We start from the raw sequence: 20,788 nt of genomic DNA on the forward strand, positions 1-20,788 counted from the left end.
ATGCACCGCTATTGGCAATTTGCCCACGCCATGGTCTAGACTGGCCGCGTTCTTGTCGGGGTGCCTTGTTGGAAGGCTGAGATCGGTAAATACCGGATCCCGTTGAACCTGATCAGGTTAGCGCCTGCGTAGGGAACAAGATTTCTCGTCACCCGGCGAGTCCTCTTGTGCTTCGTCCGGGATGTTGTTCGACAATCGAACAGCCCTCGTGCGCCAAGCACAGCACTGGTTACAGTGCGTCCGTCCGTCACAGGTTCGCTCCGACAAAAATCCACCGCCTGGATAAGTTGGAGAGCCCGTGATGAGTACAAAACTAAAAAATACCGTGCACCTGAGTGAATCGGCCAAGGTCGACTCCGGCTCCGTGCAGCCGTTTACCCGCTCGCAGAAAATCTACGTGCAGGGCTCCCGCCCGGATATTCGCGTGCCGATGCGCGAGATCAGCCTGGACGTCACGCCTACCGATTTCGGCGGCGAAATCAACGCGCCGGTTACCGTCTACGACACCTCAGGCCCCTACACCGACCCGAATGTGATTATCGACGTGCGCAAAGGCCTGGCCGACGTGCGCTCGCCGTGGATCGAAGTACGCGACGACACCGAGCGCCTGCCCGGTCTCACATCGCACTTCGGCCAGCAGCGCTTGAGCGACGCCGAACTGACTGCCCTGCGTTTTGCCCATGTAAAGAACCCGCGCCGCGCCAAGGCCGGTGCCAACGTCACGCAAATGCATTACGCGCGCAAAGGCATCATCACGGCCGAGATGGAATACGTCGCCATCCGCGAAAACATGAAGCTTGAAGAAGCCCGTGCCAGTGGCTTGCTGGATCAGCAGCACGCCGGCCACAGCTTCGGCGCCAGCGTGCCGAAAATCATCACGCCTGAATTCGTACGCGAAGAAATCGCCCGGGGCCGCGCGATCATCCCGGCCAACATCAACCACACCGAGCTGGAACCGATGATCATCGGCCGTAACTTCCTGGTGAAGATCAACGGCAACATTGGCAACAGCGCCCTGGGTTCGTCCATCGAAGAGGAAGTGGCGAAGCTCACCTGGGGCATTCGCTGGGGCTCGGACACGGTGATGGACCTGTCCACCGGTAAACACATCCACGAAACCCGCGAGTGGATCATCCGCAACTCGCCAGTGCCAATCGGTACCGTGCCGATCTACCAGGCCCTGGAAAAAGTCGGGGGCGCCGCCGAAGACCTGACCTGGGAGCTGTTCCGCGACACCTTGATCGAACAGGCCGAGCAGGGCGTCGACTACTTCACCATCCACGCTGGGGTATTGCTGCGGTATGTGCCGCTGACTGCCAAGCGCGTGACCGGCATCGTCTCCCGTGGTGGTTCGATCATGGCCAAGTGGTGCCTGGCCCACCACAAAGAGAACTTCACCTACACGCATTTCGACGAAATCTGCGAAATCATGAAGGCCTATGACGTCAGCTTCTCCCTTGGCGATGGCTTGCGCCCGGGTTCGATTGCCGATGCCAACGACGCCGCGCAATTCGGCGAACTGGAAACCCTGGGCGAACTGACCAAGACCGCCTGGAAGCACGACGTGCAAACCATGATCGAAGGCCCCGGCCATGTGCCGATGCAGTTGATCAAGGAGAACATGGACAAGCAACTGGAGTGCTGCGACGAGGCGCCGTTCTACACCCTAGGCCCGCTGACCACCGACATTGCGCCCGGCTATGATCACATCACTTCGGGTATCGGCGCGGCAATGATCGGCTGGTTCGGTTGTGCCATGCTCTGCTACGTCACGCCCAAGGAGCACCTGGGCTTGCCGAACAAGGATGACGTGAAGACCGGGATCATTACCTACAAGATCGCGGCCCACGCGGCCGACCTCGCCAAAGGCCACCCCGGCGCGCAGATTCGCGATAACGCCTTGAGCAAGGCGCGCTTCGAGTTCCGCTGGGAAGACCAGTTCAACCTCGGCCTGGACCCGGATACCGCACGTTCATATCACGATGAAACCTTGCCGAAGGATTCGGCCAAGGTCGCGCATTTCTGTTCGATGTGCGGGCCTAAGTTCTGTTCGATGAAAATCACCCAGGAAGTGCGTGAGTACGCGGCCAACCAGCGCATCGATGCGGTGGATGTGGATGTGGCCAAGGGCTTGGCCGAGCAGGCTGAGCGGTTCAAGCAGGAAGGTAGCCAGCTCTACAAGAAGGTCTGATCCATAGGCGGCGGTGCCTGCACCGCCGTCATCGCGGGCAAGCCCGGCTCCCACAGTTGGCCTAAGTGGACTCAGATTTTGTGTTCACAGCCGGTCCCCTGTGGGAGTCGGGCTTGCCCGCGATAGCGATCCGACAAACACCCACTCTCCCCTGCAATAACAACCGATCAGCGGCGTGCCGGCATCAGCTCAGGCTTGATCACGCCGGTGAGGCGCGTATAGGGCAGGGTGATTTCGATCAGCCCCTGTGCGTAAGGGGCGATGGTGCTGACGTTGTACTTGAGCACCACGCCGCCGCTGGTCAGGGCCACGTTCGGGGTTTTCTGAAACGGCCAGCTCTTCACGAACTCCGGATCGCGGTCCATCTTGGTGCTGATCAACCAGCTGTTGTGGGCGACTTTAGCGGTATTCCAGAACGCCTGCTCCTGGCCGGGCAGCAGCATGTCGGCCAGGGTCAGTTCCTTATGCAGAATCCGTGAATAGTTGATAAACCCGCGGCCTGGCTCGCCGTGGGCGACGCCGGTGTCCAGGTAGCTGGACACTTCAACGATCACCAGTCCGTCATGCTGGTCACGTACCTTGGCTTGCAAGTACATGCCGTGGCGGTCAGGCGACTCACGCAGGAAGGTGTTCCGGTAGGCGTTCAGGCTCGCCGGTACGCTGGCGCCAGGCGTGGTGCGGGTCATTTGCAGCAAACGCTGTTCCACCAGGCTGTCGAGTTGTGGCTCGGTGGGGAAATGCACGGTGTCGATGTTTACCAGCGGGCAGGCCGGGCTATCACAGCCGGGCTTGATCTGCTCCGATTTGTCGGTGGTAACGTCCAGCGGCTTGAGATAGGCAGGTTGGAACAGGCTCTGGCAAGCACCCAGGGTCAAGGCAATACAGGCCACGGAGGCGATTTTTAAAAGCGACATGTGTGTCCTTCGTAAATCGATGGAAAGCGAAAAGAGTAGCGCTTGGACTGCCAACGTGGCCGCCAGTTCGCCACTAAACTGATTGCAGTGAGTTTGACGCTCGCCGCCTCTCCCGGCAACCGCAAAGGGGCTGCATCAACGGGCGTCGGCGCGTTAGGATGGCGCCCATTGCATGAGCTTAACGAGGGACACCATGACGGACATCGCGAAGTCGACGCCGAACAAAATCGAGATTGTTCAGCGTGACAATGCCTATAAAGGCTTCTACAAGCTCGATCGCCTGCAACTGCGCCACGAAAAATTCGACGGCGGCATGAGCCGGGTGATCAACCGCGAAGTGTTCGTGCGTCACGACGCCGTATGCGTGCTGCCCTACGACCCGCTGCGCGATGAGGTGGTGCTGATCGAACAGTTCCGCGTCGGCGCCATGGGCCGCGCCGATAACCCCTGGCTGGTGGAGATGGTCGCCGGCCTGATTGACAAGGATGAGCAACCCGAGGAGGTTGCACACCGCGAGGCCGAGGAGGAAGCTGGGCTGACATTCTCCGCGCTGTGGCCGATCACCAAGTATTTCCCATCGCCGGGCGGCAGTACCGAATTTGTCCACCTGTACCTGGGCCGTTGCGACAGCTCGGGCGCGGGTGGCGTCCATGGATTGGAAGAAGAAGCAGAAGATATCCGCGTCACCGCCTGGGCATTCGAAGATGCCTTGCAGGCGGTGCGCGATGGCAAGATTTCCAACGCAGCCAGCATTATCGCCCTGCAATGGCTTGCGCTTAATCGCGCGGAAGTGAGGGGGTTATGGCAGTAAAGGCACGGGAACGTTATCGAGTAGACCTGATCGGGCTGCAAGCGGCCTGCGAGGCCAACTATGCGCGGCTGATGCGCCTGCTCCCGGACATGCGCCACGCCCCCCAGGCGCGGCGCATTGCTGTCACCCATGGCGACCAGATGCTCGGCGTGCTGACCCTGGAAGTCATTCTCACCTGCCCGTACACCACCACCCTGCGGGTGCGCCAGGAGCACAGCCTGCCGTGGTTGCCGGTGCCGCAACTGGAAGTACAGGTCTACCACGACGCGCGTATGGCCGAAGTGATCAGCGCCGAGCATGCGCGACGCTTTCGCAGCATCTATCCTTACCCGAATGTGTTCATGCACCAGCCCGATGAGAAAGCACAGCTCAATGTGTTCCTCGGTGAATGGCTCAGCCACTGCCTGGCCTTGGGCCATGAGTTTGAAGTGGTGCGGTAGAGGTGAACTGCGTCTGCTTCCTTGGGTTTCCTCTTTGTGTCCTGCCCCAGCATAATCGCGCCAAATGTCCATTCCTGTAGTTGCCAGGGAGAGCGCCTTGCCGAGCGTATCCGCCGTGAATCCTGATGCCGTGTTGCTGGTGCAGTTGTCCGACAGCCATCTGTTTGCCGACGCTGACGCCACGCTGCTGGGCATGAACACCCGTGAAAGCCTGCAGCGGGTGGTCGAGCTGGTGCGTGCGCAACAGCCGGCCATCGACCTGATACTGGCGACCGGCGACTTGTCCCAGGACGGCACGCTGGCGTCCTATCAACAGTTTCGCGATTTGACCGCTCCCCTTGGCGCCCCGGCGCGCTGGATTCCCGGCAACCACGACGAACCGCAGGTCATGGCCCAGGCTGCCATGCACAGTGATTTGCTCGAACCGGTGGTGGATATCGGCAACTGGCGTATCACCCTGCTGGATTCGGCGGTACCCGGGTCGGTGCCGGGTTACTTGCAAGACGAGCAACTGCAACGGCTGGCGCAGGCCTTGAGCGAAGCGCCGGACCGCCATCACCTGGTGTCTTTCCACCATCATCCGGTGCCCATCGGCTGTGCATGGATGGAGCCGATTGGCCTGCGCAACCCCGAGGCTCTGTTTGCCGTGCTTGAGCGCTTCCCGCAGACAAAGGCATTGCTTTGGGGTCATGTGCATCAGGAAATCGACGGCGAGCGCAACGGTGTGCGACTGCTGGCTTCGCCGTCCACCTGTATCCAGTTCGCGCCGGGAAGTGAGGATTTCCAGGTCAGCGAGCAAGCGCCGGGGTATCGCTGGTTGCGCTTGCATGGCGACGGACGGTTGGAAACGGGGGTGGAGCGGGTCAAAGGCTTCGCTTTTACGGTCGATTACGGCAGCAATGGCTATTAAGGCCTGCAAACACTGATCAAAAGGTGGGAGCTGGCTTACCTGCCATGACGGTGTACCTGGCGCTGACTCGTTGACTCAATCGCCGCCATCGCAGGCAAGCCAGCTCCCACATTGGGTCCGCTTATGCCTGCATTCCCTGTAAACTGCGCCTCTTTGGCCCCAGCACGGAGAGCCCGGCATGTCCGCTTCGATCCTGTATATCCACGGCTTCAACAGTGCGCCGGCTTCCAACAAGGCCAGCCAGTTGACCACCGTGATGGGCACCCTTGGCCTGTCCGACCAGTTACGCGTACCGGCGCTGCATCACCACCCTCGTCAGGCAATTCTTCAATTGGAGCAAGCGATTGCGCAACTGGGCCGGCCACTGCTGGTCGGCAGCTCACTCGGCGGCTACTATGCAACCCATCTTGCCGAACGCCATGGCCTCAAGGCGCTGCTGGTCAACCCGGCGGTCAGTCCCCATCGGATGTTCGACGGTTACCTGGGCACCCAGAAGAACCTCTACACCGATGAGACCTGGGAGTTGACACAGGACCACGTCACGGCCTTGGCCGAGCTGGAAGTACCGGCGCCCCAGGATGCCGCGCGTTATCAGGTGTGGTTGCAGACCGGGGACGAAACCCTGGATTATCGCCTGGCCCAACAGTATTACCGGGCCTGCGCCTTGCGCATCCAGGCCGGTGGCGACCATGGTTACCAGGGGTTCGCCCAGCAATTGCCGGCACTGTTGTGCTTTGCCGGCATTGGCGCAGATCAGTTTCAATCCTTCGATTTTTCGTCACTGTAGAAAATCGCAGGTCACTTTTTAATCGAACGACTCACGACGAGACCCCATGGCCACTCCCAGCGCTAGCTCTTATAACGCCGACGCCATCGAAGTCCTCTCGGGCCTCGACCCGGTGCGCAAACGCCCCGGCATGTACACCGACACCAGTCGGCCGAACCACCTTGCCCAGGAAGTCATCGACAACAGCGTCGACGAAGCCTTGGCCGGGCACGCCAAGTCGGTGCAAGTCATCCTTCACGCCGACCATTCCCTGGAAGTGTCCGACGACGGTCGTGGCATGCCGGTGGACATTCACCCCGAAGAGGGTGTGCCGGGCGTCGAGCTGATCCTCACCAAACTGCATGCCGGCGGCAAGTTCTCCAACAAGAACTACCAGTTCTCTGGCGGTTTGCACGGCGTGGGTATTTCCGTGGTCAACGCGCTGTCGACCCTGGTGCGGGTCAAGGTCAAGCGCGATGGCAACGAGTACCAGATGACTTTCGCCGATGGCTACAAAGCCACCGACCTGGAAGTGATCGGCACCGTGGGCAAGCGCAACACCGGCACCAGCGTGTACTTTGCGCCGGACCCCAAGTATTTCGATTCGCCCAAATTCTCCATCAGCCGCCTCAAGCACGTGCTCAAGGCCAAGGCCGTGCTGTGCCCGGGGCTGCTGGTCAGCTTTGAAGACAAAGGCACCGGCGAGAAGGTCGAATGGCACTACGAAGACGGCCTGCGCTCTTACCTGGAAGACTCGGTCAGCGACTTCGAGCGCCTGCCCAACGAGCCGTTCTGCGGCAGCCTGTCGGGTAATAAAGAAGCGGTGGACTGGGCGCTGCTGTGGTTGCCCGAAGGTGGCGACAGCGTGCAGGAAAGCTACGTCAACCTGATCCCCACGGCCCAGGGCGGCACCCACGTCAACGGTTTGCGCCAAGGCTTGCTGGATGCCATGCGTGAGTTCTGCGAATACCGCAGCCTGTTGCCGCGCGGCGTCAAACTGGCGCCGGAAGACGTGTGGGAGCGCATCGCGTTCGTGCTGTCGATGAAGATGCAGGAACCGCAATTCTCCGGGCAGACCAAGGAGCGCCTGTCGTCCCGCGAGGCAGCGGCGTTTGTCTCTGGCGTGGTCAAGGACGCCTTCAGCCTGTGGCTCAACGAGCATCCGGAACTGGGCCTGGCCCTGGCGGAGCTGGCGATCAACAACGCCGGCCGGCGCTTGAAGGCGAGCAAAAAGGTCGAGCGCAAGCGCATCACCCAGGGCCCGGCACTGCCGGGCAAACTGGCCGATTGCGCCGGGCAAGACCCGATGCGTTCCGAGCTGTTCCTGGTGGAAGGTGACTCCGCCGGCGGTTCCGCCAAGCAAGCGCGGGACAAGGAGTTCCAGGCGATCCTGCCGTTGCGCGGCAAGATCCTCAACACCTGGGAAGTCGATGGCAGCGAAGTGCTGGCCAGCCAGGAAGTGCATAACATCGCGGTCGCCATCGGCGTCGATCCGGGCGCGGCAGACATGAGCCAGTTGCGCTACGGCAAGATCTGTATCCTCGCCGACGCCGACTCTGACGGCCTGCACATTGCTACCTTGCTGTGCGCGTTGTTCGTCCAGCATTTCCGCCCGTTGGTGGATGCCGGTCACGTCTACGTCGCCATGCCGCCGCTGTACCGCATCGACCTGGGCAAGGAAATTTTCTACGCCCTGGACGAAGCCGAGCGCGATGGCATCCTTGACCGCCTGGTGGCCGAGAAGAAACGCGGCAAGCCACAGGTCACGCGATTCAAGGGCCTGGGTGAAATGAACCCGCCGCAACTGCGCGAAACCACCATGGACCCGAACACCCGGCGCCTGGTGCAGTTGACCCTGGAAGACTTCGCCGCCACCTCGGAAATGATGGACATGCTGCTGGCGAAGAAACGCGCCGGCGACCGCAAGACCTGGCTTGAATCCAAAGGCAACCTGGCCGAGGTACTGGGCTGATGCGCACAGGCGTCGCCCTGGCGATCCTGATGTTGAGCGGGCTGGCGGTCACCCAGGTGGCCGCAGCCAGCGTGGCAGAGCTCAAACTGGTCTCGGAACACCCGGTTGACGGCATGCGCGGTGGGAACCTGTCGGGCCTGGCGTTGTGTGGCAACGAGCTGTGGACGGTTTCGGACCGCGATGACGACCAGATCTACCGCCTGGATACCCGTGCGCCGACCTGGAGCGCGCAAGCGCTGACGATCGACGTGCCGCCCGTGCCCGAGTCCGGCCTGCCTTGGGGCTTGCGTTCGCGCACCAAGGCCGCTTCGTTCATACGTGGTGGTGACCTGGACTTTGAAGGCATCAGTTGTGATGCCGCAGGCAACCGCTACATTGTCAGCGAAGCCCATGCCGCGGTGTTGCAGGTACCCGCAACGGGCGCACCCGAGTGGTTGAAAATCGCGCCGGGCATGGTGCGTGAAGCCAGGGCCAGTGGCATGTTGCTGCACTTTAATGCCTTGTTCGAAGGCCTGGCGGTAAACCCTGAAGGCAATCAGATCTGGCTGGCTGCCGAGCGCGAACGCCGTGGCCTGGTCTCGATCAAGCGTGGGCAGAGCGTATGGGATTGCGATGGCCGTTGTGTATTGTTGAGCGAGGCCGGCCAGGAAGTGCAACCGGCGCAGTTCCCCAACGCCAAGGCCGTGTCCAAGGACTTTGCTGACCTGTCGCTGTTCAACGGCAAGCTGTTTACCCTGGAGCGCAATGCGTTCCAGATCTGCCGGCGCGACCCGCTCACGGCCAAGGTTGAGCTGTGCTGGTCGTTTGCCGACGAAGCCCTGACGCCGCAGCGACGTTACCCACAGTCGTATGGCCTGGCTGAAGCCCTGTTGGTGGATGCCGACGGTGCCTGGGTCGGGATCGACAACAATTTCGGCCCGCGTGCCGATGGTGAAAAGCGTCCGATGGTCTATCGTTTTGCCGCTCCGGATGGTGGCTGGAGTGCCCAGCCATGAGTCGAGATTTTTTTGAATTGAATCAGCGCAGTGGCAGTTCCGCTGCGCCTTACCCCATGATGAGGCCCGCATGAGTGACATCCTCGCAGACAGCTTAGATGGCGTAGAACGCCGGTCGCTGGCTGAATTCACCGAAAATGCCTACCTCAACTACTCCATGTACGTGATCATGGACCGTGCCTTGCCGCATATCGGCGACGGCCTGAAGCCCGTGCAACGGCGCATCATCTACGCCATGAGTGAGTTGGGCCTGGACGCCGATTCCAAGCACAAGAAATCGGCGCGTACCGTCGGTGACGTGCTGGGTAAATTCCACCCCCACGGTGATTCGGCGTGCTATGAAGCCATGGTGCTGATGGCCCAGCCGTTCAGCTACCGCTATACCCTGGTGGACGGCCAGGGTAACTGGGGTGCACCGGATGACCCCAAATCCTTCGCCGCCATGCGTTACACCGAGGCGCGGCTGTCGCGTTATTCCGAAGTGCTGCTCAGCGAGCTGGGCCAGGGCACTGCCGACTGGGGGCCGAACTTTGACGGCACCCTCGACGAACCCCTGGTGTTGCCGGCGCGTTTGCCGAATATCCTGCTCAACGGCACCACCGGTATTGCGGTCGGCATGGCCACCGACGTGCCGCCGCACAACCTGCGCGAAGTCGCCACTGCCTGCGTGCGCTTGCTGGATGAGCCCAAAGCTACGGTCGAGCAGCTCTGCGAGCATATCCAGGGCCCGGATTACCCGACCGAAGCAGAAATCATCACGCCGCGCGCGGACCTGCTGAAGATGTACGAAACGGGCAAGGGCTCGGTGCGTATGCGCGCGGTGTACCACATCGAGGACGGCGACATTATTGTGACCGCGCTGCCGCACCAGGTATCGGGTGCCAAGGTGCTGGAGCAGATCGCCGCGTTGATGCAGGCCAAGCCGTCGAAATTGCCACAAGTGGCCGACCTGCGTGACGAGTCCGACCATGAGAACCCATGCCGCATCGTGATCATCCCGACCAACAGCCGGGTGGATCATGAAGTGCTGATGCAGCACTTGTTTGCCAGCACCGACCTGGAGTCCAGCTACCGGGTCAACGTCAATATCATCGGCCTGGACGGCAAGCCCCAGTTGAAGAACCTGCGCAATCTGCTGGTGGAATGGCTGGAATTCCGCGTGCAGACCGTGCGTCGCCGCCTGCAATTTCGCCTCGACAAGGTCGAGCGCCGCTTGCACCTGTTGGACGGCTTGCTGATCGCCTACCTCAACCTGGATGAAGTGATCCATATCATCCGTACCGCCGAGCATCCGAAGGCCGAGCTGATCGCGCGTTTCGAGCTGAGCGAAATCCAGGCGGACTACATCCTCGACACCCGCTTGCGCCAGTTGGCTCGCCTGGAAGAAATGAAGCTGCGCGACGAGCAGGATGCCCTGCTCAAGGAACAAGCCAAGCTGCAAGCCCTGCTGGGCAGCGAAGCCAAGCTCAAGAAGCTGGTGCGCAGCGAACTGATCAAAGACGCCGAAACCTATGGCGATGACCGTCGCTCGCCTATCGTCGAGCGCGCTGAAGCCAAGGCGCTGACCGAAACCGAGCTGTTGCCCAACGAGAAAATTACCGTCGTTCTGTCGGAAAAGGGTTGGGTTCGCTCCGCCAAAGGGCATGATATTGACGCCACCGGCCTTTCGTACAAAGCCGGTGATGGCTTCAAGACCGCTGCCGCCGGGCGTTCCAATCAATTCGCGGTGTTTATCGACTCGACCGGGCGCAGTTATTCGGTGCCGGCCCACACCCTGCCGTCTGCACGGGGGCAGGGCGAGCCGTTGACCGGGCGCCTCACGCCGCCACCGGGGGCGAATTTCGAGTGCGTGCTGTTGCCGGACGATGATTCGCTGTATGTCATCGCCTCCGACGCCGGTTACGGTTTCGTGGTCAAGGGTGAAGACCTGCAGGCCAAGAACAAGGCGGGTAAGGCGCTGTTGAGCCTGCCGAACAATGCCAAGGTGATCCTGCCAAGGCCGGTGGAGGATCGGGAGAGTAACTGGCTGGCGTCGGTGACCACCGAAGGGCGCTTGCTGGTGTTCAAGATCAGCGACTTGCCGCAGCTGGGCAAGGGTAAAGGCAACAAGATCATCGGGATTCCCGGTGACCGGGTGGCCAGTCGCGAGGAGTATGTGACTGACATCGCCGTGGTCCCGGAAGGTTCTACCCTGGTGCTCCAGGCCGGCAAGCGCACGTTGTCATTGCGCCCTGACGACCTTGAACACTACAAGGGTGAGCGTGGCCGGCGAGGTAACAAACTGCCACGAGGCTTCCAGCGAGTGGATGCCTTGCTGGTCGAAACGCCGGTTTAAGCGGTACTAGAGGCCTCGATCTACGATTTAACGCGTAGATCGATGCTTTCGCGCTGGAGTCATGGCGCATATTCACGGATGATATGGCCTTTCCAGCGCCGGCGTGGCCGAGCGTGTTCAGGTTATTTTTAGTATTACATTGTGGTTCGCCTTGTGGCAGCCACTTGGATGGGATGATGACTGCTCCACGCCTTCCTCTATTTTTGATGCTCGCTGGCCTTTTGGGGTTGGCGGGTTGCAGCACACATCAACCGGTGTCGCTGTACCAGCTGGACAGCGGAAGTCCGGCTCAGCCTGCCCAAACCGCTGGCATGGCCGTATTGCTGGGGCCGGTAGTGGTTGCCGATTACCTGCAACGCGAAACCCTGCTTCAACGTCAGAACGACGGCAGCCTGCAAGGTTCCACAGATGGTCGTTGGGCCGGTAGCCTGTCGTCGGATATCAACCAGTTGATGTTGCGTCAGGTCGCCGGCCAGCTGGACAGCCAGCGTGTGGTCCTGGCACCGGGACCCTCCGGGTTTACCCCGGATGTACAGGTGTTGCTGACCATTACGCGGCTGGATTCCGGCAAGTCGCAACCGGCGATCCTGGATGCACAGTGGCGCCTGATCGACCGTCGCGGGCAGGTGCGGGACAACCGCATTGTGCATCTGCAGGAAGAGCACGCCGGCACCACTGCGTCCCAGGTCCAGGCCCAGGGTGTGCTGTTGCAGCACTTGGCACAGCAGTTGTCGGTGGCGCTCAAACCATTGGCCAACCAGCCGCCGATTGCCGAAGCGCAACCGCGTAAGCAGGCCCCCGCCCAGGCCAAGCCTGCGGCCCCGGAAAAACCGAAGATGCCGATGGCCACGCCGATTCGTACGGACTTGGAAGTGTTCAGATTCTGATCTGAATGGCTCACAAACAAAAGGCCCGCTGAATAAGCGGGCCTTTTTGTTGGGCTGCGATTTAAGCTGCACCACAACCCAAATGGGGGGTGGGCTTGTGTGTGAGCGGGCTTGCCGCGAATCAGGTGTGTCAGGGGCGCATCAGCTGACTGACACGCCGCCTTCGCGAGCAAGCCCGCTCCCACATAAGCCCAGCTCCACAGTAGGTATAACGCTATGCCTCAGGGCTTACGGGTCTCATGCATCCGCGCCAACTGACGCTCCAGCATCGACGGATACGGCTCCATCAACCGCTCCACACAACTGGCCCCTTCAGGGCTGGCAATCGGGCGGATACGTGCGCGTTGGCGGATCAGCGTGTCCTCACTGATCTTGCGCTCCACCAGCAGCAGGTTACGGCTGTGCTGGGACAAGGCCAGGGCATCCTGGGCGATTTCGGTCAGCAGCAGGTCGATCTGGCTGATGCCAAACAGGTCGTCACCCACGGTTAGACCCAGCTGCAGTTGCAGGGTAATGCCGCTGTCGGCTACTTCGATCTGCAGGGCATGGCCCAGGGCGCGCAACAGCTCGCCGCAGCAGATGGCATTGGTCAGGTAGTCCTCGCCGCTGTCTTCGCTGTGGAACAGCATCAGCGTGCTGCCATCGTTCAGGGTGTGCAGTTCGCTCTGGTAGAGCGAAGCGGCCTGGTCGAGGCAGTCACGGTAGCGTTCGAGCAGTTCGGTCAGGCGGGCGCGGGGCAGGCGGCGCAGTTGCTCCTGGGCACCCAGTTGCACGGCGAGTACAGCACTGTGCTGTGGCTCGGCGTTCTTGACCGCAACCGGTTTGGGCGCAGCGACTGGGGCGGCTGCCGAGGTGTCGCGCAGGTCGGCGAACGGGTCTTCGTCGTCCAGCTCGTCTTCCTCGGCCTTGATCACATGGCGCGGCGCAGGCTTGAGGCCGGCCACCGGGGCGCTTTCGTCGAAGCCTGGGTCGCGCAGGTCGCGCACTTCAAACTCAGGCTCGTCGTTGTAGTCCTCGGTGTCGTCGTACTCAGGCTCGGGCTCGGCTTCAGGCGCTTTCGGCTCCGGGGCAAAGCTGGTGTGGAGCTGGCGCGCGAGGTCGCCGATTTCGTCCTGGCGATCGGTGGCCGGGGTGTGTTCGTCGATATCCCGCAGCCAGATGCGCAGTTGCATCAACGGCGTGGAGATATGCCGACCAAGGCGCAGGCTCAAGGCCAGGGCCAAGGCCAGCAGGATCGCGCTCAGGATGCCCATGCTTTGCAGGCTGATGGTCATCGGCTGCTGGAACTGTTGCATATCAAGGCTGATACGCAGTTGGCCGGCCTTCACGTCCTGGAACGTGATATTGCTCTGATACAGGCCTTCGGCCTCACCGAGCAGGCCGTTTTTCGGGCGCTGCCCGGCCTCGGCCATGATCCGGTTGTCCACGCTATAGATGGCGGCGTGGGCCACCAGCGGGTTCTTGGTCAGGTTGTTGAGCAATACGTTGAGGCTGAGGATGTCGTTGGACACCAGCAACTCAGTCGCCGAAGTGGCAGTCTGGGTTGTCAGGCTCGCGCCCAGGGCGTCAGCTTGCTCGTGCATGGCCTGCTTGAACTGCAAACCCATCACGCAGGCGTAGATCACCAGGGCCAGAGCGACCAGGATCACGTTATGGCTGGCGATGCGCAATGCAATCGGTACACGGCGATGGCGCAGTGCCCGGAAGATCAGCAGGAAGAAGTTATCGGTTTTTACTGGCGTGGGCCGGTTCACTTGCGCTCGGCTCTTGGTCCGTGAAGTTGACGCGCAGTATAGCGACAGGCCCCTGGCCGGCAAAGCGCTGCCTGTGCCCGATGGTCACTGAAAGTGGGTAGAATGCGGTTTTTTTCCAGCCTGGGGGTGCGCTTTGCGCGAAATTGTCCTGATCAACATCACGGGTGAAGACCGACCGGGTCTCACCGCAGCCATTACCGGCGTCCTGGCCCAGGGTGGTGTGAACATTCTCGACATCGGCCAGGCAGTGATCCACGACACCTTGTCGTTCGGCATCCTGGTGGAGATACCCAGCACCGAGCAGGCCTCCTCGGTACTCAAGGACATCCTGTTTACGGCGTATAAGCTCGATCAACAGGTACGTTTCACCCCGGTGTCCGAAGCTGACTACCAGCACTGGGTCGAAGGCCAGGGTAAAAAGCGCCATATCGTCACCCTGTTGACCCGCAAGGTAACGGCTGAGCAGCTGCAGCGCGTCAGTTCGATCACCGCGCAATACGGATTGAATATCGACCATATTGACCGTCTGTCGGGTCGCATGCCATTGGACACCCCGGCTGACAAAGGCAAGGGCTGCATCGAGTTCTCCGTGCGCGGTGAACCGGCTGACGCGCAAGCGCTGCGCGCCGACTTCCTGAGCGTGGCCCAGGAACTGAATGTCGATATCGCCTTCCAGGAAGACTCCCTGTTCCGTCGCAACCGCCGCTTGGCGGTGTTCGACATGGACTCCACCTTGATCGAAGCCGAAGTCATCGATGAGCTGGCCAAGGCGGCCGGTGTGGGCGAGCAAGTTTCTGAGATTACCGAGCGCGCGATGGCCGGCGAGCTGGATTTTCGTGCCAGCTTCAAGGAGCGTCTTGCGCTGCTCAAGGGCCTGGACGTGGGCGTGTTGGACTCGATCGGCGCGTCGCTGCGCCTGACTGAAGGCGCCGAAACCCTGTTCGCCGAACTCAAGCGACTGGGCTACAAGACCGCCATCCTGTCCGGCGGCTTCACGTACTTCGCCAAGCAGTTGCAGGCCAAGCTGGGCATTGACTATGTATTCGCCAACGAGCTGGAAGTGGTGGATGGCAAAGTGACTGGCGTCGCGGTGGAGCCGATTGTCGACGCCCAGCGCAAGGCCGACCTGCTCAAGGAATTGGCCCATAAGGAAGGCTTGCGCCTGGAGCAGACCATTGCGGTCGGCGACGGCGCCAATGACTTGCCGATGCTGGCGATTGCCGGGTTGGGCGTGGCCTTTCGCGCCAAACCGTTGGTCAAGCAGTCAGCCAAGCAGGCGATTTCGACCTTGGGGTTGGATGGCGTGTTGTATCTGCTGGGCTTGCGTGACCGCGACGGTCAGCTATAACCCCACAGCTGATCGTTCCCACGCTCCGCGTGGGAACGCCTCCAGTGACGCTCTGCGTCACGCTTTGGGCGCAGAGCGCCTCGGGCTGCATTCCCACGCGGAGCGTGGGAACGATCAACTGCAATATCAGGCTTTAGCTGCGGCGATACCCTGGCCCATCTGCACCGGCGTACCCGCTGCCAGTTCTTCAGCCCACTTCACCTGGTCCGGCCCGAACAGCACGATGGCAGTGGAGCCCAGTTTGAAACGACCCAGTTCCGCACCCTTGTCCAGATGAATCGGCGCGCGGGCCGCTTCGTCGTAGCGGAAGGTTTTCAGCTCGCGTTTCGGCGGCGTTACCAAACCGGCCCACACGGTTTCAATCGACGCAACGATCATCGCACCTACCAACACCACGGCCATCGGGCCGCGTTCGGTGTCGAACAGGCAGACAACGCGCTCGTTACGGGCGAACAGTTCCGGCACGTTTTCGGCGGTGGTCTGGTTGACCGAGAAAATCCGCCCTGGCACATACACCATCTCGCGCAGGGTACCGGCCAGTGGCATGTGCACCCGGTGGTAGTCCTTGGGCGACAGGTAAATTGTCGCGAACTCGCCGCCCATGAACGGCGCAGCCATTGCGGCATCGCCACCGAGCAGTTCCAGCACGCTGAAGCTGTGGCCCTTGGCCTGGAAGATACGGCCATGTTCGATCGGGCCTAGCTGGCTGACCGCGCCATCGGCAGGACTCAACACTGCACCTGGGGTTGGATCCAACGGGCGGGCGCCGTCTTTCAGCGCGCGGGTGAAGAAGGCGTTGAAGTGCTCATAGGCGCTCAGGTCTTCCACCAGGGCCTGGGACATGTCCACCTGGTAGCGCTTGGCGAACCAGGCAGTGAAGGCGTTCTTGAACCAGCGCACGCGGCACTCGGCGATGCAACCAGCCAGGCGCGACAGCAAGTGGTGCGGCAGCAAGTACTGGCTGAGGATAAACAACTGCTTTTTCATAACTGTCCTTAAACCTTAAATCTCAACGGGGGTGTCGGGGTGATTGCCCCATTCGCCCCAGGAACCGGCATAACCTTTGACTCGCGGATAACCGAGCGCCTTGGCCACCAGGTAGGTGAAGCCAGAGCGGTGGTGAGTCTGGCAGTGGGTGATGATTTCTTTGTCTTTGGTCAGCCCGAGGTCTTCGAGAATTTGCGGCATGTCACGACGGATACGCAGGTTGCGCGCCTTGTCCATGCCGGCAGTCCATTCGAAGTTCACCGCGCCGGGAATGTGGCCGCCCTTGGCTGCGAGCACTTTCTCGCCGGAATACTCCAGCGGGCCACGAGCGTCCCAGATCCTCAGGTCGGCCGCGCCGAGACGGCTTTGCAGGTATTCACGGGTGGCGGTAGGGCCGTCGTGCAGCGTAAGGCTGACCGGGCCGCCGGCTGCTGGGGGCACATCGGTGGAAAGCGGGTGCCCTTCCTCCAGCCAAGCCAGCAGGCCGCCGTCGAGGTAGTGATATTTCTGGTGGCCGATCACGTCGAGCATCCAGATAAAACGCCCGGCCCAACCGCCGCCTTCGTCGTCGTAGACCACATAGGTGGCGTCCGGGGTGTGGCCCAGTTCGCCGAACAGTTTTTCCAGGTCGGCCTTGCTTGGTAGCAGGCCGGGTGCCGGTGGCTGTCCCAGTTGGGTGCGCTTGGGGTCAACGAAATGCGCGCCGGGGATATGCCCTTCGGCGTAGCGGGCGACACTGGTGAGGTCTACCAGTATCAAGTGCTTGGAATCGAGGCGACCCAACAGGTCGGCGGATTCGATCACCAGCGGCAAGCCAGAGAAGTCAGGCATGTGAGGTCTCCTGGGCACAAATGTTGGCGATAAAGGCCGGTGATTGTAGCGCAAGCATCAGGCGCTGCGGTTGGTAAAGCTGTGCAGGGCTTTCTCGATGCATTGGGCGGTTTTGCCGAACGCCTGCACGGTGGTTTCCGAGAACGGCCCGCCGCCCTGGTCCGCCACGATCAGCATGACCACACGGCCGTTGCAGCTCAGTGAGCGCAGCAGCAGATGCTCGCCAATAAACAGACGACGCAGGATCGGTGGCAGCAATGCGGAAAACTGCGCATGGTTGTCGGGGTTCAGGCGTACCTGGGCGGACTTTTCCAGCAGGCGTTGCAGCAGTGTGCTGTTCACCACATCCAGGCTCAGGTGAGCCGCGTCCTTGGGCAGGCCGTCGGCCTGGTGTACACGCAAGGTACTCAAGGCGCGATCTGCCATGAATATCAGTACCCGCTGCATGCCACTGGCGACCAGGGCTTCCTTGGCGCAAGTGGTCAGGTGCATGGCGTTGGCAAAGCGGCTCGGCTCCACCAGCAACTCGGTGCAGCGCGTGCGCCACACGGCCAAGGCTTCGGCCGTGGGCGGTGGTGCAGGCAGCAAGCCGCGATGGACTTTCTGCACATGCCACGGCCAGATCAGCGACAGCGCCGGGTGCCAGAGGTCGGGCATCAAGGTGGTACGCGCGCTGGTCACCGCTTGCTGGTGGGCTTGCTGTTGCACATCGCTCAATGGCGTTTGCAGGTACAGCGCCGTCAGGTATTGCCAGCGCTCTGTGTGCGGGCAGGTCCAGGATTCCTGGGCCGACATCGCCAGGCCATTGGCCAGCAATACGGTATTGGCCGGCTGGTTCAGCCAGCGTCGCAGGTTGGGCTCGGCATCGAGCAATTGCTGGTGACGCAGGGCATCGTCTTGACGGGCAATGTGCAGCGCCTTGACCAGCAGGCGTTGCTCGGCCAACAGCAACTTGTAGCCCTGTGAAACCCAGATCGGCAGGTGCCAGGCTTCGGTCAGGCCCAGGCACAGGTCGAGCAAGCGCACGCCGAACAGCTGTTGCTCGACCTGGCGTGCCGATTGGCCTTTATGGATCACCCGCAACTCCCACTCTTCCAAAAGCTTGGGGTAGGCGACGGCCATCGGCCACAGTGGCGACAAAAACAGCAGGCTGCCCCAGTGGATGTCCTGCCACAACCGCGCCAGGCGACTGCCGAACAAACCGTTAGCTTGCTGGGATGCGTGCTGGCTGATTAGCAACAGTTGACGCAAGGCCACGGGGATTTCCCGGGCGGGTACCGAAGGCAGGCGCGCCAACAGCTCTTCGGCACGTTTGAGGCCAAGACGGTTAAGTGCGACTTCAAGGTTTTCCGCAGGTTCGGCCAGGCTGCCGTGGGCTTGGCTGTTGGCTTCGCGCATCACACTCAGCACCAGGGCCGGACTGTTTTGCATCAACTCAGCAATATCTCGCAATGAACTGCGGCTATCGCGAATAGCTTTGCACACGCGTTCGTGGCTGGCCTGGGGCACGGGCAGCAGCACGTCGTCCAGGCACTTGATCCAAGCGGCGAGGGTAGTGGGGCGGTTTGTTGGGGTTGTCGTTTCAATTGCCATGATTGGGGCGCGATCATCACTTGCGTTCAACACGCCCGGAACGGGCCGAATTGGCTTTTCGCCTTAACGGGCTATAGTCTGGCGCAGTTTTGCCGATAAGTAGAACAAGAGTTTTCTGCTGCACCCAATATGTCCATGAACCCGACGGCGCAAGTACCCCTCTCCTATGGCTAAAATTATCGGCATCATTGTCGTCATCGCAAGTGTGCTCGGAGGGTACGTCCTCTCCCACGGTAAAATCGCCGCACTGATCCAGCCTTTCGAAGTGCTGATTATCGGCGGTGCAGCGTTCGGCGCATTTTTGCAGGCCAACCCAGGCTATATGACCATGCACGTGGTCAAGAAGTCCCTGGGCATGTTCAGCTCGCGCTTCTCCCACACGTTTTATCTGGAAGTGCTGGGGCTGATCTACGAGATCCTCAACAAAAGCCGCCGCGAAGGCATGATGGCGATCGAAGGCGATATCGAAGACGCCGCGGCCAGCCCGATTTTTGCCAAGTACCCGGCCGTGCTCAAAGACGAGCGCATGACCGCGTATATCTGTGATTACCTGCGCATCATGTCCTCCGGCAACATGGCGCCCCACGAGCTGGAAGGCCTGTTCGACATGGAGTTGTTCAGCCTCAAGGAAGAGCTGGAGCATCCTTCCCACGCCGTGACCGGCATCGCCGACGGCATGCCCGGTTTCGGTATTGTCGCAGCGGTACTGGGTATCGTGGTGACCATGGCGTCCCTGGGCGAAGGCGATCAGGCGGCCATCGGCATGCACGTAGGTGCGGCGCTGGTGGGGACCTTCTTCGGTATTCTCGCCGCCTATGGTTTCTTCGGCCCGCTCGCCACCTCCCTGGCCCACGATGCCAAGGAAGAAATCAACCTCTACGAAGCGATCAAGGCGTGCCTGGTGGCATCGGCCTCGGGCATGCCGCCGTCGCTGGCTGTGGAGTTCGGGCGCAAGGTGCTGTACCCGAAACATCGCCCAAGCTTCTCCGAGCTGGAACAAGCGGTTCGCGGTCGCTAAGCCATGGAAAACAACCAGCCGATCATCATCAAGCGCGTCAAGCGCTTCGCTGCGGGCCACCATGGCGGCGCCTGGAAAATCGCCTTCGCCGACTTTGCCACGGCGATGATGGCGTTCTTCCTGGTGTTGTGGCTGATGTCCACCGCTACGCCAGAACAGAAAATCGCCATCGCCGGCTACTTCAAAGACCCGATTGGCTTTTCGGAAAGCGGTACGCCGTTTGTCATTGACCTGGGCGGCTCGCCGGAACTGGCGCCCGAGCGCACCATCAACCCGGAAGTGCAAACTGAATCGCCTCAGGAAAAAATCCCGATCGAGCGCGACACTGTCGAATCCATGGCCGAGCAGGTCGAACAGGAGCGACTGGAACTGTTGCTGCAGGAATTGCAGAACAAGGTTGAAGAAAACCCACAGTTGCTGAAGTTCAAGGACCAGATTTCCTTCGAGATCACCCCCGAGGGGCTGCGCATCCAGATTACCGATGCCGCCAACCGGCCGATGTTCGACTCGGGCAGTGCGCGCTTGAAGCCGTACTTTGAAGACATCCTGCTGGCCATGGCTGACACCATCAAGGCGGTGCCCAACAAGATCAGCATCAGCGGGCACACCGACGCCAAACCCTACGCGGGCCAGGGTGATTTCGGCAACTGGGAGCTCTCGGCCAACCGCGCCAATGCTGCCCGGCGTGCGCTAGTGGCCGGCAGCTACCCGGACCCGCAAGTGGCGCGGGTGGTGGGCTTTGCCTCCTCGCAGCTGTTTGATCCCAAAGACCCGTACAACCCGGTCAACCGCCGTATCGACATCGTGGTGCTGACCAAAAAAGCCCAGCGTGCGATTGAAGGCGATCAACCACCGCTACCGGCACCGACCCAGGGCGACGGTGCGCCAGGCGAAGTGCCGGCCGACCCGAACGCGCTGCCTCCGGAGCAGGAGCCGCTGCCGGCTCATGAGCTGCGCCAGAAGCTGAACCTGTTTGATGACGGGGGCGTCAAGGATCCTACGGCGCCTGCACCGGGGTCATAGTTGATCTAAGCGT

The 20,788-nt window shown here is 61.3% G+C and carries 17 protein-coding genes and 1 riboswitch; of the genes, 12 read left to right on the forward strand and 5 right to left on the reverse strand.

Annotated elements, in window-relative coordinates:
• Positions 1 to 46: 46 nt before the first annotated feature.
• Positions 47 to 152: riboswitch (TPP riboswitch) on the forward strand.
• A gap of 149 nt (positions 153 to 301) precedes the next feature.
• The gene (thiC, locus tag RHM69_RS23640) at positions 302 to 2,191 is read left to right on the forward strand and encodes a phosphomethylpyrimidine synthase ThiC (protein WP_014716647.1); all 1,890 of its coding nucleotides are present in this window, start codon (positions 302 to 304) and stop codon (positions 2,189 to 2,191) included.
• Between the two features lie 167 nt (positions 2,192 to 2,358).
• On the opposite strand, the gene RHM69_RS23645 is transcribed toward thiC, so the two are convergent.
• A complete protein-coding gene (locus RHM69_RS23645; RefSeq protein ID WP_014716648.1) occupies positions 2,359 to 3,105 on the reverse strand; it encodes an RsiV family protein in 747 nt (248 codons plus the stop codon).
• Between the two features lie 193 nt (positions 3,106 to 3,298).
• On the opposite strand from RHM69_RS23645, the gene RHM69_RS23650 reads away from it, so the two are divergent.
• From RHM69_RS23650 to RHM69_RS23685, 8 genes are all read left to right on the forward strand, one after another.
• Entirely contained in the window at positions 3,299 to 3,916 is a 618-nt protein-coding gene (locus tag RHM69_RS23650) for an NUDIX domain-containing protein (protein ID WP_014716649.1), read from the forward strand.
• Positions 3,907 to 4,356 (forward strand): DUF1249 domain-containing protein, encoded by a 450-nt coding sequence (locus RHM69_RS23655; RefSeq protein WP_003188022.1) that lies wholly within the window; start codon positions 3,907 to 3,909, stop codon positions 4,354 to 4,356. The genes RHM69_RS23650 and RHM69_RS23655 overlap by 10 nt, the downstream gene beginning before the upstream one ends.
• A 97-nt stretch (positions 4,357 to 4,453) precedes the next feature.
• Positions 4,454 to 5,266, forward strand: a complete 813-nt coding sequence (gene cpdA, locus RHM69_RS23660; RefSeq protein ID WP_200599118.1) for a 3',5'-cyclic-AMP phosphodiesterase — start codon at positions 4,454 to 4,456, stop codon at positions 5,264 to 5,266.
• A 178-nt stretch (positions 5,267 to 5,444) separates the two neighbouring features.
• Entirely contained in the window at positions 5,445 to 6,053 is a 609-nt protein-coding gene (locus tag RHM69_RS23665; protein WP_014716651.1) for a YqiA/YcfP family alpha/beta fold hydrolase, read from the forward strand.
• Between the two features lie 46 nt (positions 6,054 to 6,099).
• Positions 6,100 to 8,004 (forward strand): DNA topoisomerase IV subunit B, encoded by a 1,905-nt coding sequence (parE, locus tag RHM69_RS23670; protein ID WP_003188026.1) that lies wholly within the window; start codon positions 6,100 to 6,102, stop codon positions 8,002 to 8,004.
• Complete coding sequence (locus RHM69_RS23675) at positions 8,004 to 8,999, forward strand: esterase-like activity of phytase family protein (protein ID WP_020301637.1); 996 nt, start codon at positions 8,004 to 8,006, stop codon at positions 8,997 to 8,999. Before parE ends, RHM69_RS23675 begins: the two co-directional genes overlap by 1 nt.
• 70 nt (positions 9,000 to 9,069) lie before the next feature.
• Positions 9,070 to 11,334, forward strand: coding sequence for a DNA topoisomerase IV subunit A (gene parC, locus RHM69_RS23680; RefSeq protein WP_020301636.1), 2,265 nt, complete (start codon positions 9,070 to 9,072; stop codon positions 11,332 to 11,334).
• A gap of 173 nt (positions 11,335 to 11,507) precedes the next feature.
• Positions 11,508 to 12,221 carry a PqiC family protein gene (locus tag RHM69_RS23685; RefSeq protein WP_032873461.1) on the forward strand — a complete coding sequence of 238 codons (714 nt, stop codon included), beginning with the start codon at positions 11,508 to 11,510 and terminating at the stop codon, positions 12,219 to 12,221.
• Positions 12,222 to 12,442: 221 nt separating this feature from the next.
• Here RHM69_RS23685 and RHM69_RS23690 read toward each other — a convergent pair whose 3' ends face one another.
• Positions 12,443 to 13,975, reverse strand: a complete 1,533-nt coding sequence (locus RHM69_RS23690; RefSeq protein ID WP_060767946.1) for a HAMP domain-containing protein — start codon at positions 13,973 to 13,975, stop codon at positions 12,443 to 12,445.
• 133 nt (positions 13,976 to 14,108) lie between these two features.
• On the opposite strand from RHM69_RS23690, the gene serB reads away from it, so the two are divergent.
• On the forward strand, positions 14,109 to 15,323 hold the full coding sequence (gene serB, locus RHM69_RS23695) for a phosphoserine phosphatase SerB (protein WP_003188034.1): 1,215 nt from the start codon (positions 14,109 to 14,111) through the stop codon (positions 15,321 to 15,323).
• A 126-nt stretch (positions 15,324 to 15,449) separates the two neighbouring features.
• Here the strand turns inward: serB and asd are convergent, their stop codons facing one another.
• From asd to RHM69_RS23710, 3 genes are read right to left on the reverse strand one after another with little or no spacing between them, the layout of a single operon-like run.
• Positions 15,450 to 16,310: an archaetidylserine decarboxylase gene (gene asd / locus RHM69_RS23700; RefSeq protein ID WP_102666004.1), complete on the reverse strand. Its 861-nt coding sequence runs from the start codon at positions 16,308 to 16,310 to the stop codon at positions 15,450 to 15,452.
• A 15-nt stretch (positions 16,311 to 16,325) separates the two neighbouring features.
• Positions 16,326 to 17,141 carry a rhodanese-like domain-containing protein gene (locus RHM69_RS23705; RefSeq protein ID WP_200599119.1) on the reverse strand — a complete coding sequence of 272 codons (816 nt, stop codon included), beginning with the start codon at positions 17,139 to 17,141 and terminating at the stop codon, positions 16,326 to 16,328.
• A 57-nt stretch (positions 17,142 to 17,198) separates the two neighbouring features.
• Positions 17,199 to 18,734 (reverse strand): HDOD domain-containing protein, encoded by a 1,536-nt coding sequence (locus RHM69_RS23710; RefSeq protein ID WP_020301633.1) that lies wholly within the window; start codon positions 18,732 to 18,734, stop codon positions 17,199 to 17,201.
• Positions 18,735 to 18,900: 166 nt separating this feature from the next.
• Between RHM69_RS23710 and motA the strand changes: the two genes are divergently transcribed.
• Positions 18,901 to 19,752 (forward strand): flagellar motor stator protein MotA, encoded by an 852-nt coding sequence (gene motA, locus RHM69_RS23715; RefSeq protein ID WP_003188041.1) that lies wholly within the window; start codon positions 18,901 to 18,903, stop codon positions 19,750 to 19,752.
• A gap of 3 nt (positions 19,753 to 19,755) precedes the next feature.
• Positions 19,756 to 20,775, forward strand: a complete 1,020-nt coding sequence (gene motB, locus RHM69_RS23720) for a flagellar motor protein MotB (RefSeq protein ID WP_014716660.1) — start codon at positions 19,756 to 19,758, stop codon at positions 20,773 to 20,775.
• Positions 20,776 to 20,788 lie beyond the last annotated feature (13 nt).

Origin of the sequence: Pseudomonas sp. CCI1.1 (assembly GCF_034348165.1) — a bacterium.
GTDB lineage: Bacteria > Pseudomonadota > Gammaproteobacteria > Pseudomonadales > Pseudomonadaceae > Aquipseudomonas > Aquipseudomonas paracarnis.